The following is an 11,090-nucleotide window of genomic DNA, read 5'->3' on the forward strand; positions in this document are numbered from 1 at the left end:
ATGAACTGCCTCGATTTCCTGCGCGACATCGGCAAGCATTTTTCGGTCAACGCCATGATCAAGCGCGATTCCGTGCAACAACGCCTGCAACGCGAAGACCAGGGCATTTCCTACACCGAGTTTTCCTACGCCCTGCTGCAAGGCTACGATTTCACCGAGTTGTACAAGCGCTTCGGCTGCGTGCTGCAAATCGGCGGCTCCGACCAGTGGGGCAACATCACCGCCGGCACCGACCTCACCCGCCGCCTGCACCAGACGCAGGCTTACGGGCTGACCGTGCCGCTGATCACCAAATCCGACGGCACCAAATTCGGCAAAACGGAAGCCGGCGCGATCTGGCTCGATCCGAAAAAAACCTCGCCCTACGCCTTCTACCAGTTCTGGCTGAATACGGCGGACGCCGACGTCTATAAATTCCTCAAGTTCTTCACTTTCCTGCCGCTGGCGCGCATCGAGGAAATCGAGGCGGCGGACCGGGCCAGCGGCGGCAAACCGCAAGCCCAGTCCATTCTTGCCGACGAAGCAACTCGACTGGTGCATGGCGCAGCCGCCCTCATGGCCGCGCGGCGCATCACCGAAAGCCTGTTTTCTGGCGAACTGGCCGACCTCACCGCAAACGATCTCGCCCAACTCGCCCAAGACGGTTTGCCCAGCACCACGCGAGAGCGCACCGCCGACAACCTGATTGACGCACTGGCCGCCAGCGGCCTCGCCAAGTCCAAATCCGAAGCCCGCGGTTTCATCCAGAGCGGCAGCGTCAGCATCAACGGGGCGAAGGTCGACAATCTCGAACATCGCATCTCCCCCACCGAGCGCCTGTTTGAGCGTTACACCCTGCTGCGCCGGGGCAAGAAAAATTACGCTTTGCTCGTCTGGGCTTAAACCCGCACCCTCTCACTCTTTACGCCGACCACTATGGAACTGCTCCTTAACCCGGAAATCTGGATCGCTTTTTTCACGCTCACCGCGCTGGAACTGGTACTGGGCATCGACAACATTATTTTCATTTCCATCGTGGTCGACAAACTGCCGCCCGAACGGCGTGAATTTGCCCGCAAATTGGGCTTGTTTCTCGCCATGTTCATGCGCATCGGTCTGCTCTTGATCTTGTCGCACATCGTTGCCATGACCGCGCCGCTGTTTACGATTTTCGATTCCGGTTTCTCCGGGCGCGACCTGATTCTTATTGGCGGCGGCCTTTTCCTGGTCTGGAAAAGCACCATGGAGGTACACCAACTGCTTGAAGGTGAAGAAGGCGAAGGCTCACGCAAAATCGCCAATGGTTTCGCCGGGATAATTTTTCAGATCATCATGATCGACCTGATTTTCTCGCTCGACTCGATTATTACGGCAGTCGGCATGGTGCGCGAAGTCGAAGTAATGATCGCCGCCGTGGTTGCCTCGGTCGGCCTGATGATGCTGTTTGCCCGCGCCATCGGCGAGTTCGTCTCCAACCACCCGACCATCAAGATGTTGGCGCTCTCTTTCCTCGTTGTCGTCGGCGTCGTGCTCTTGGCCGATGGTTTCGGCCACCACGTACCCAAGGGCTATATCTATTTCGCCATGGCCTTCTCGGTCATCGTCGAAATGCTCAACATCCGTCTGCGCAAAGGCGCGCGCAACCCGGTGGATTTGCGCGAGGCCTTCGTGCCGGAAAAGCCCGCCCAGCCAAACTAAGCCCGCGACTGCGCCTTGCCCCTCTGGCAAGGCGCTTGCTATGATCTGCGCACGATCGGTTGCGGGATAAACACATGGATAAGCGGCAGATTTTTCAAAGCATGGCAGATGCCATTGAGCGCGGCCCTGTGGAGTTCTCCAGCGGCGCGCGCCAAGCCTTGGGTTTGCGCAGTGCTCTCGCCGACCCCAGCTGCCACGCCGCCCGGGCGGCGCAACTGATCAGCGCCGAACCCGTGCTCGCGGCGCGCGTCGTGGCCATGGCCAATTCGCTCGCCTACAACCCCTTGCAACGCGAAATCAATGACTTGACGAGCGCCATCACCCGCCTCGGCTTTGCCACCCTGCGCAGCCTGTGCATGGCGCTTTTCGCCAAACGCCTGGCGGGGCCTGCCTTACCCTCCGAGCTGCAAGCACTCACTGACCAGCTCTGGCTACACACCGTCGATGTCGCCGCACTCGCCCGCGTCATTGCCCGGCGCGTCACCCAGGTCGATCCGGAAGCCGCCTTGTTCGCTGGCGTCATGCACGAGGTGCCGGGGTTTTATCTGTTAAGCCACGCCGCCGCTTACCCCGGCCTGCTCGATGGTGATTGCAGCCTGTGGTACGACGAAGGCGAAGCCCTCCTCGGGCGCGCCCTGCTCGAGGCACTCGATCTGCCCGCCAGTGTGCGGCAGGCGATCGATACTTACTGGGAAGGTTATCTCGCCATGCCGCCCACTTCTTTGGGCGACACCCTGCTATTGGCCGAACAGCTCGCTCCCACACCCTCGCCGCTGCATCAAGGCAATGCCGAATACCGCCTACCCAACAACCCGGCCGCGCTGGATTGCCTGGTCGGCGAGCATCTTTTGAGTGACATCCTGGCCGAAGCCCGGGAAGAAGTTTCCTCCCTGCAACACGCCCTCGGCTTTTAACCGCCGTCAACGCCGGTCTGAGGCGATTTAAGCTAGTATCGCAAAACACCTGCGCCAGACGATACGGTTTGACAAAAGCGCGCAAATACCAAACAAATACCAAACACGCACACTCTATGAAAACCATTTTCCTCGTCGACGACTCCGCCACCATTTTGCTCAGCATTTCCAACATCCTCGCCAAGGCCGGTTACGCCACCGAAAAAGCGGCGAGCGGTGAAGAGGCGATGAAAAAATTCAACGCCGGCGTCAAGGTGGATTTGCTGATCACCGACCTCAACATGCCCGGCATGAACGGGATCGATTTGATCAAACTGGTGCGCAAACTCCCGGCCTACAAATTCATGCCCATTCTCTTTCTCACCACCGAATCACAGCAGTCGAAAAAGATGGAAGCCAAGGCCGCTGGTGCTTCCGGCTGGATCGTCAAGCCCGCCACGGCCGACGAATTGCTCAACACCATCAAACTCGTTCTGCGCTGATCATGCGGCCCCTTAAAACCAACAGTCTGCTGCTGCGTGCCTTTCTGGTCACTACCGTCGTTGCCTGTGGAAGTTTTGGCACGGTGTATTTACTCAACGGCTGGTTCCACGAACAATTTTTGAAGCAGCTTGGCCTGAGCAACCCCTTTGGCGATGCTTTGGGTTCCGCGCTGATCGTCCTTGCCACCTCGCTGGCCTTGCGCCTAGTTTCTCTCACTTTTTACCGCGACATGGCCTACGGCCTGGAAACCTGCCAGGAAAGCGCCATCACCAAATTCAGCGAGGCAGCCAACATCGGCGATGAAATCGCCCAGGAACTGGACAATATTTCGCGTTTCAACGATGTGTTACGCAAGCAGCTGGATGGCATCGTCAACGCCACAGAAAAAGCCGCCTTCGATATCACCGAACGCTTGCAAGCCGTCGATAACGTAGTCACCCGCCTTGATAATTTCGTGACGCAAACCGTCGAAGCCTCCAGCGAATTGGCCAGCGATTCGGAAAACGACATCAAGGGCAACCAGGTCTTGATCGGCAAAATGGGCAGCTACATCCGCAAGCGCATCGATGAGGCGCACAAAGATCAAGAGCGCATCGGCCAGATCGTGCAGGAGGCGCGGGGCCTGGGGACCCTTGTGCAGCTGGTGAAAGACATTTCCGGGCAAACCAACCTGCTCGCCTTGAATGCGGCGATTGAAGCGGCGCGCGCCGGCGAAGCCGGGCGCGGTTTTGCCGTGGTAGCCGATGAGGTGCGCAAACTCTCGACGGAAACCGATACCGCCGTCAGCAAAATCAACGCCGGTATCAACAACGTCAGCGAATCCATCCGCCAGCAATTCCAGGACAAACTCGAAAGCAGCAACGTCGATGCCGAAAAAGCCGCCCTCACCGAGTTTTCCGACCAGTTGAGCAAACTCGGCGAAGGCTATCAGCAACTGCTGGAACACGATCTCAAGGTGCTCGACACCGTGCGCAGCACCAACGGCGACCTGTCGCGCATGTTCATGGACGTCATGGCCTCGGTGCAATTTCAGGATATCACCCGCCAACAAATCGAAATCGTCGCCAACGCCCTGCATCAGCTCGATGACCACGCCCGCTCGCTAGCCCAGCGGATCAAATCGGTCGATGACCCAAATTTTTGCTACACCCCTCTCACCGAGCGCCTCGACGATCTCTACAATAAATACGTCATGGAAACACAGCGCACCAGCCATCAGAGCGCCTTGGGCCAGAGCGGCCGAAATGCCGCCAAGCAGGATGCCGGCTCAGCCAAAATCGAATTGTTCTAAAAAACGGGGCAGACATGAACGAAAAACACCGCCTGAACTGGAGCGAAGACCTCACCATCTACCACGCGCTGGAACACAAGGAGCGTTTGCTCGCCGCACTGGAAACGGGGAACGGCCTGGAGCTCGATTTATCGCAAGTCAATGAAATCGATACCGCCGGTTTGCAACTGCTCATCCTGGCCAAACAAGAGGCCGCCCGGCAAAACAAATCGCTCGCCATCATCGCGCACAGCCCGAGCGTGCGCGAAACGCTGGATTTCTGCAATTTGACGGCCTTTTTTGGTGACCCTGTCGTCATCACCGCCCGCGAACATTCCTGAGGACACACCATGGACGAACTCACCAGCGTATTCATCCAGGAAGGCCGCGAACAGCTACAAGCCATGGAAGACGGCCTCTTACGCCTGGAACAAGAGCCGGACAACCGCGACAACATCAACAGCATTTTTCGCGCCGCGCACACGGTCAAGGGGGCTTCGGGCGTCATCGAATGCCACTTCATCGAAGCCTTCACGCATAAAGCAGAAAACGTGCTCGACCGTCTGCGCAACGACGAAATTCAAGTTTCCAGCGAACTCGCCGGCATCTTGCTGCGCTCTTGCGACCACCTCGGGCGCCTGATGGATGTGCTGGAAACCGGCCAGCCGGAACCGCCGAGCGAAGTGACGGATGCCGGTAACGCGTTATTGCAAGAACTCAGCGCCTACATGACCCCGGCCGAACCTGCCGGCGGCGGCGTCGTCGAAGCCAATGCCGAGGTCGAAAGCTCCGGCGGCGGCGTGGTCAACACCGATAGCTGGCACATTTCCGTACGTTTTGGCCCGCATATGCTGCGCGGTGGCATGGACCCCCTTTCCTTCCTGCGCTTTCTCACCTCGCTAGGCGAAATCCTCGCCCTGGAAACCGTCCCGGATGCCTTGCCCGCCGCCGCTGAAATGGACCCAGAATCCTGTTATCTGGGCTTCGAAATCCGCTTGCAAACCCGCGCGGCCAAGGCCGACATCGAACGGGTTTTCGATTTTTGTCGCGACGACTGCGAACTGCGCATTCTGCCGCCCAATAGCAAGCTGTCGGAATATCTGAAACTCATCCAGGAGTTACCGGAAGACGACATGCGCCTAGGCGAAATCCTCGTGCGCTGCGGTGCACTGACACAAAATGAACTCGACCACGGCCTTTTATCCCAGCAAAGCGGCAGCAGCGAAAACAACACGCCGCCCATCGGCGAAATTTTGATCGAGCAAAAAGTCATCCGCAAAGAAATCGTCGAAGCCGCCGCCAGCAAACAAACACGGGTGCAGGAAAAGAAAGCGGTGGAAGCGCGCTCCATCCGCGTGCAGGCCGACAAACTCGACCAGTTGATCGATCTGGTCGGCGAGCTGGTGATTGCCGGGGCCTCCGCCAATCTGCTGGCCCAGCGCAGCGGCCAGGGGGAACTGGTCGAATCCACCTCCATCCTTTCCCGCCTGGTCGAAAACATCCGCGATTCTGCCTTGCAGCTGCGCATGGTGCAGATCGGCGAAACTTTCTCCCGCTTCAACCGCGTGGTGCGCGACGTTTCAAAAGAGATCGGCAAGGAGATCGACCTCGTCATTTCTGGCGCAGAAACCGAGCTCGACAAATCCGTCGTGGAAAAAATCGGCGATCCGCTCATGCACCTCGTGCGTAACAGCATGGATCACGGCATTGAAGCCGCCGATGACCGCGAGGCCGCCGGCAAACCCCGGCGCGGCCGCGTCGAACTGAACGCCTACCACGATTCCGGCAGCATCGTCATCGAAGTGGTCGACGACGGGCGGGGCTTGCCGCGCGACAAAATCTTGAAAAAAGCCATCGATAAAGGATTGGTACAGCCCACACAGACTTTAAGCGACCAGGAAATCGTGAATCTCATTTGGGAGCCGGGTTTTTCCACCGTCGAACAAGTCACCAATCTTTCTGGGCGCGGGGTCGGCATGGATGTCGTGCGCCGTAACATCCAGAGCCTGCGCGGCAGCTGCGAAGTCAGTTCGACCGAAGGTGCCGGCAGCACCTTCAGCATCCGCCTACCACTGACCCTCGCCATCATCGACGGCTTCCTCGTCGGCGTCGGCAAAGCCGCCTACGTCATTCCGCTGGACATGGTGATCGAGTGCATCGAGCTCACCGAAACCCCGGACGAACGCGATTACCTCAACCTGCGCGGCGAAGTGCTGCCCTTTGTCCGTCTGCGCAAACTCTTCGACGTCGAAGGCCCGAATCCGCCGCGGGAAAACATCGTCGTCGTGCAATACGGCGGGCAAAAAGCCGGTATCGTCGTCGATCAACTGCTCGGCGAGTTTCAGACTGTCATCAAACCGCTTTCCAGCATCTTCCGCCACCTGCACGGCATCGGCGGCTCGACCATCCTGGGCAGCGGCGAAGTCGCCCTGATTCTCGACATCCAATCCCTCGTCCAAAACAGCGCCCGCCTGCAAGAACGCGACCTAAAAAACCCAAGCCTGCTCCGCAGCTGATTGGCACAGGCCGTTTGTATCTGCCAGAACAAAGAAGGAAAAGCCCCGTAAACTTTTGAGTTAACGGGGCTTTTTGATGTTTGTGGACCGAAAGGGGATCGAACCCTCGACCTCCGCATTGCGAACGCGGCGCTCTCCCAGCTGAGCTATCGGCCCGTGAGCGCGGATTATAGCGTACTGTCGGGGTGCGGCAAGTGCGCCGCGCTCGCGCGTTGCAGGCGATCGGCGACGGCCTTCCAGGCGGTTTCGGCGGGCAGGGTTTCGACAATGATTGCATGCAATCCCAGGGCATCGAGCTGACGCAGCGCGGCGTAAAAATCGTGAGCGTAAGCGGCGCTGTCTGCCGGCATGGCAATGTGCGCGTGAAAATTGCCCGGCAACACAGGCTGGCTATAGGTCAAAACCCCGCATCTTTCCCCTGCCGCCTGCCTGGCCGCAAGAAAGGCGGGAATCTCTGCTGGCGGCAGCTGGCGCAAGGGCGTGAGCGGAGCGTAATGCGCTGCCAGGGAACCCGAAACGCGCGGTGGGGCGTGCGGTGACTCTTTGTTGACGGCAAGCCCAGCCTCTCCGGAAACGCGCGGCGCGCCGCATACCTCTTGGGCCAATACTTGCGCAATGGCTTCCGCCGTAATCTGGCCGGGGCGTAAAATTAACGGCGCGCCGCGCGTGCAATCGACAATCGTCGACTCGATGCCAACCTGGCATGGCCCACCATCCAAAATGCAATGCAGCAACCCGGAAAATTCATCACGCACGTGCCCTGCGGTGGTTGGGCTGATACGCCCGAAACGATTGGCAGAAGGGGCAGCAATGCCGCTGGGTGCGGCATTTTTCAGTGTCCTGAACTGCTGCAACAACGCAAGCGCCACCGGGTGTGCCGGCACCCGCAAACCCACGCTATCCTGGCCGCCAGTGACGGCAGAAGGTACCCAGGCTTGTTTTTTCAGGATCAAGGTCAAGGGGCCGGGCCAAAAATGCGCGGCCAATTGGCGCGCAAAATCGGGAATCTCTGCCGCCCAATCATCCAGCGCCGCAACATCAGCCAAATGCACGATCAAGGGGTGATCCGCCGGACGGCCTTTGGCGGCAAAAATCTTGGCTACCGCGTCGGGATTCGTTGCATCCGCACCCAAACCATAGACGGTTTCCGTAGGCAGGCCGACCAACTCGCCCGCCAGCAGCAAGCGAAGTGCGCGTTCATATTCCGCTGGCGTCGGCTGCATCGAGCTTACGCACCGATCCCAATGGCCGTGCGCGCGGCCAGCGCCAGCGCCAAAGCGCGCTGGGCGTCGGCATCGATCACGGTAAAATGCCCCATCTTGCGCCCGGGACGGGCGTGATGCTTGCCGTACAGATGCAATTTCAAATTAGGAATTGCGTGCAACACGCGCCAATCCGGCTCGCGATAGCGCTCCCCCTCATACCAGAGGTCGCCCAAAAGATTCACCATTACGGCGGCAGAATGCGCGCGCGCATCTCCCAAGGGCAAACCGCACAGAGCACGTACCTGTTGCTCGAACTGGTTGGTGAGACAGGCATCCAGGGTGTAATGGCCGCTGTTATGCGGGCGCGGGGCCATTTCATTGACGTAGAGCGCCGCATTCGAGACAAAAAACTCCACTGCCATCGTCCCGGTGTAATCGAGTTTTTCAGCGATGCGGCAGGCCACATCTTCGGCGGCACGCACCATGTCGGCATCGGCCAGAGAGGCGCCGTCCGCCGCAATGGAAACATCGAGAATGCCTCGGTGATGACGGTTTTCAGCCACCGGAAAAGTACGCACCTCGCCGTTGGCACCGCGCGCCAAGACGACGGAAATTTCATAATCGAGCGTCAAACGTCGCTCAAGCACACAAACTTCCCCTTTGAATTGGGCAAACGCCTGCTGCGCCTCGGCAAGGTTGTGCACAACGGCCTGACCTTTGCCGTCATAGCCGAAACGCGCCACCTTCAAAATGCCGGGAAAAATATCGTCGGGCAGATCCCGCCAATCTTCTGCGCTGCTAATCGCGCGATAGTTTGCATGCGGAAAGCCGTTGTCGCGCAAAAAATTCTTTTCATTGACCCGCTGCTGACAGACCGCCACCGGCGCAGCGTGCGGGCGCACCGGGATGAATTTGGCCAAATAATCCAAGGTCGCCGCCGGAACGTTTTCAAATTCGGTGGTCACTGCAGCACAACCGGCAGCAAATTCATCCAGCGCCGCAAAGTCATCGTACGCCGTACAGAAATGGCGCTCCGCGATTTGGCCGGCGGGGCTGTTGTTATCGGGATCGAGCACCCAGACCTGATAGCCCATTTCGTGTGCCGCGCTGACAAAGAATCGGCCCAACTGACCACCGCCCAGCATGCCCAAGGTCGCGGGCGGCAAAATCATCGTCTGCACATTCATAGCTCAGGAAGTTTCAGCGCCAGCACTTTGTCGGTCTGCGCCTGACGAAACTGCTGTAATTTTTCGTTGAGCCGGGGATCGTGATTCGCCAGCATGGCAATGGCAAACAGCGCGGCGTTCGCTGCGCCCGCTTCGCCAATCGCAAAAGTCGCCACGGGAATGCCTTTGGGCATCTGCACGATGGAGTGCAGGGAATCAACGCCCGATAAAGCCCGCGACTGAACAGGCACCCCTAAAACGGGCAAGGTCGTTTTCGCTGCCAGCATTCCCGGCAAATGTGCTGCACCGCCCGCGCCCGCAATAATCGCCTGCAAGCCACGCGCGGCCGCCGTTTCAGCGTATTCAAACAAAAGATCCGGCGTGCGATGCGCCGAAACGACGCGCGCCTCAAACGGTACGCCAAACTCCTTGAGCAGCGCCGCCGCCGCCTGCATGGTGGGCCAGTCGGAATCCGAGCCCATCACCACGCCCACCAAAATATTTTCCCGAGACATCAGCGCAGCCCTGCCTTTCGTTCTGCAGCTTCGATCGTATTGGCCAGCAGCATGGTGATCGTCATCGGACCAACGCCGCCCGGCACCGGCGTGATCTGCCCAGCAACCGACTGACACGCGGCAAAATCAACATCGCCGCACAAGCTGCCATCCGGCAAGCGGTTGATGCCGACATCGATCACTACCGCACCCGGCTTCAGCATGTCCGGCGTCACAAACTTGGCTCGGCCCACCGCAGCCACCACCAGATCGGCCCGGCGCACGTGTTCGGCCAGATTCCTGGTTTTCGAGTGGCACACCGTGACCGTCGCCCCGGCATTGATGAGCAGGGCTGCCATTGGCTTGCCGACGATATTGGAGCGACCAATGACCACTGCTTCCTTGCCCGTCAGATCGATGCCTGCCGCTTCCAGCATCTTCATGACGCCATAAGGCGTGCAGGGAATGAAATGCGGCTGACCCTGCAACAAGGCCCCGACGTTCTCCGCATGAAAGCCATCGACGTCCTTTTCCGGTGAAATCGCTTCCAGAATTTCCTGTTCGTCGAACTGCGCGGGCAGCGGCAACTGCACGAGAATGCCGTGCACCTGCGGATCGGCATTCAATTCGGCGATTTTGTCGAGCACCACGCGCGGCGCAATATCGGCGGGATAAACTATTTTTTCCGAATGCATGCCAATCGCCAAACAGCCATTGACCTTGTTCCTGACATACACCTGCGAGGCGGGATCTTCACCGACCAGAATCACCACCAGCCCCGGGCGCTGACCGCGCGCCGTCAAAGCCTCGACACGCGCCTTGAAGGTCTGGCGCAAGGTTTCGGCCAATGCCTTGCCATCGATAATTTGTGCTGTCATTGAAATACCTGGTCGCAAAAAGCAAAAACGGCGCGCAAAACCCGCTGCCACGCCCTAAAAAGGCTCGAATTTTACCAGAATGCCGAGATGTCTTTTCCTTTGGCTTCGGTTTCTGGTCTTGATATAAACATCAACAAGCTTGAACGCGGATTTGGCGGATGACACCGATTGATGCGGATGAAAGCGGGTTGATCGAAGCCGCCACGTTGATTACGAGCGCGCCCCCCCGCCGAGTTGGGTGGTGTGCAATGTAAAAAAGCACTGCTTTTGATCTTCATCCGCGTCATTCCGCGCGATCCGTTTTTATCCGCGTTGAGGTTTCTGGTCTTGATATAAACATCAACAAGCTTGAACGCGGATTTGGCGGATGACACCGATTGACGCGGATGAAAGCGGGTTGATCGAAGCCACCACGTTGATTACGAGCGCGCCCCCCCGCCGAGTTGGGTGGTGTGCAATGTAAAAAAGCACTGCTTTTGATCTTCAT

General features: G+C 58.7%; 12 protein-coding genes and 1 tRNA gene. 7 read left to right on the forward strand and 6 right to left on the reverse strand.

What is annotated here, in order from left to right; translation table 11 throughout:
* From tyrS to ACM62Q_RS12240, 7 genes are all read left to right on the forward strand, one after another.
* Positions 1–882 (forward strand): tyrosine--tRNA ligase (gene tyrS / locus ACM62Q_RS12210; RefSeq protein WP_415036966.1); only part of this gene is annotated, 882 nt, incomplete at its 5' end.
* A gap of 33 nt (positions 883–915) precedes the next feature.
* Positions 916–1,677, forward strand: a complete 762-nt coding sequence (locus ACM62Q_RS12215) for a TerC family protein (RefSeq protein ID WP_415036968.1) — start codon at positions 916–918, stop codon at positions 1,675–1,677.
* A 74-nt stretch (positions 1,678–1,751) separates the two neighbouring features.
* On the forward strand, positions 1,752–2,591 hold the full coding sequence (locus tag ACM62Q_RS12220) for an HDOD domain-containing protein (RefSeq protein WP_415036970.1): 840 nt from the start codon (positions 1,752–1,754) through the stop codon (positions 2,589–2,591).
* Between the two features lie 116 nt (positions 2,592–2,707).
* Positions 2,708–3,073 (forward strand): response regulator, encoded by a 366-nt coding sequence (locus ACM62Q_RS12225; protein ID WP_415036972.1) that lies wholly within the window; start codon positions 2,708–2,710, stop codon positions 3,071–3,073.
* A gap of 2 nt (positions 3,074–3,075) precedes the next feature.
* A complete protein-coding gene (locus ACM62Q_RS12230; protein WP_415036974.1) occupies positions 3,076–4,365 on the forward strand; it encodes a methyl-accepting chemotaxis protein in 1,290 nt (429 codons plus the stop codon).
* Between the two features lie 14 nt (positions 4,366–4,379).
* Entirely contained in the window at positions 4,380–4,685 is a 306-nt protein-coding gene (locus ACM62Q_RS12235) for an STAS domain-containing protein (RefSeq protein WP_415036976.1), read from the forward strand.
* Positions 4,686–4,694: 9 nt separating this feature from the next.
* A complete protein-coding gene (locus ACM62Q_RS12240; protein WP_415036978.1) occupies positions 4,695–6,860 on the forward strand; it encodes a chemotaxis protein CheA in 2,166 nt (721 codons plus the stop codon).
* A gap of 83 nt (positions 6,861–6,943) precedes the next feature.
* Here ACM62Q_RS12240 and ACM62Q_RS12245 read toward each other — a convergent pair.
* From ACM62Q_RS12245 to ACM62Q_RS12270, 6 genes are all read right to left on the reverse strand, one after another.
* Positions 6,944–7,016 (reverse strand) — tRNA-Ala (locus ACM62Q_RS12245).
* An 11-nt stretch (positions 7,017–7,027) separates the two neighbouring features.
* Entirely contained in the window at positions 7,028–8,083 is a 1,056-nt protein-coding gene (locus ACM62Q_RS12250; RefSeq protein WP_415036980.1) for an L-threonylcarbamoyladenylate synthase, read from the reverse strand.
* 5 nt (positions 8,084–8,088) lie between these two features.
* Entirely contained in the window at positions 8,089–9,237 is a 1,149-nt protein-coding gene (locus ACM62Q_RS12255) for a 5-(carboxyamino)imidazole ribonucleotide synthase (RefSeq protein WP_415036988.1), read from the reverse strand.
* A gap of 11 nt (positions 9,238–9,248) precedes the next feature.
* On the reverse strand, positions 9,249–9,746 hold the full coding sequence (purE, locus tag ACM62Q_RS12260; protein ID WP_415036982.1) for a 5-(carboxyamino)imidazole ribonucleotide mutase: 498 nt from the start codon (positions 9,744–9,746) through the stop codon (positions 9,249–9,251).
* Positions 9,746–10,603: a bifunctional methylenetetrahydrofolate dehydrogenase/methenyltetrahydrofolate cyclohydrolase FolD gene (folD, locus tag ACM62Q_RS12265; RefSeq protein WP_415036984.1), complete on the reverse strand. Its 858-nt coding sequence runs from the start codon at positions 10,601–10,603 to the stop codon at positions 9,746–9,748. Before folD ends, purE begins: the two co-directional genes overlap by 1 nt.
* A gap of 283 nt (positions 10,604–10,886) precedes the next feature.
* Positions 10,887–11,090: hypothetical protein (locus ACM62Q_RS12270; RefSeq protein WP_415036986.1), on the reverse strand; the 204-nt coding region annotated here is incomplete at its 5' end.

It is taken from the genome of Azonexus sp. (genome assembly GCF_047638095.1).
Taxonomy (GTDB): domain Bacteria; phylum Pseudomonadota; class Gammaproteobacteria; order Burkholderiales; family Rhodocyclaceae; genus Azonexus.

Excerpts from the sequence above, each read along its gene's own strand:
- ACM62Q_RS12215 (WP_415036968.1), top strand. The coding sequence starts at position 916 with ATGGAACTGCTCCTTAACCCGGAAATCTGGATCGCTTTTTTCACGCTC.
- ACM62Q_RS12220 (WP_415036970.1), top strand. The coding sequence starts at position 1,752 with ATGGATAAGCGGCAGATTTTTCAAAGCATGGCAGATGCCATTGAGCGC.
- ACM62Q_RS12225 (WP_415036972.1), top strand. The coding sequence starts at position 2,708 with ATGAAAACCATTTTCCTCGTCGACGACTCCGCCACCATTTTGCTCAGC.
- ACM62Q_RS12230 (WP_415036974.1), top strand. The coding sequence starts at position 3,076 with ATGCGGCCCCTTAAAACCAACAGTCTGCTGCTGCGTGCCTTTCTGGTC.
- ACM62Q_RS12235 (WP_415036976.1), top strand. The coding sequence starts at position 4,380 with ATGAACGAAAAACACCGCCTGAACTGGAGCGAAGACCTCACCATCTAC.
- ACM62Q_RS12240 (WP_415036978.1), top strand. The coding sequence starts at position 4,695 with ATGGACGAACTCACCAGCGTATTCATCCAGGAAGGCCGCGAACAGCTA.
- ACM62Q_RS12250 (WP_415036980.1), bottom strand. The coding sequence starts at position 8,083 with ATGCAGCCGACGCCAGCGGAATATGAACGCGCACTTCGCTTGCTGCTG.
- ACM62Q_RS12255 (WP_415036988.1), bottom strand. The coding sequence starts at position 9,237 with ATGATTTTGCCGCCCGCGACCTTGGGCATGCTGGGCGGTGGTCAGTTG.
- purE (WP_415036982.1), bottom strand. The coding sequence starts at position 9,746 with ATGTCTCGGGAAAATATTTTGGTGGGCGTGGTGATGGGCTCGGATTCC.
- folD (WP_415036984.1), bottom strand. The coding sequence starts at position 10,603 with ATGACAGCACAAATTATCGATGGCAAGGCATTGGCCGAAACCTTGCGC.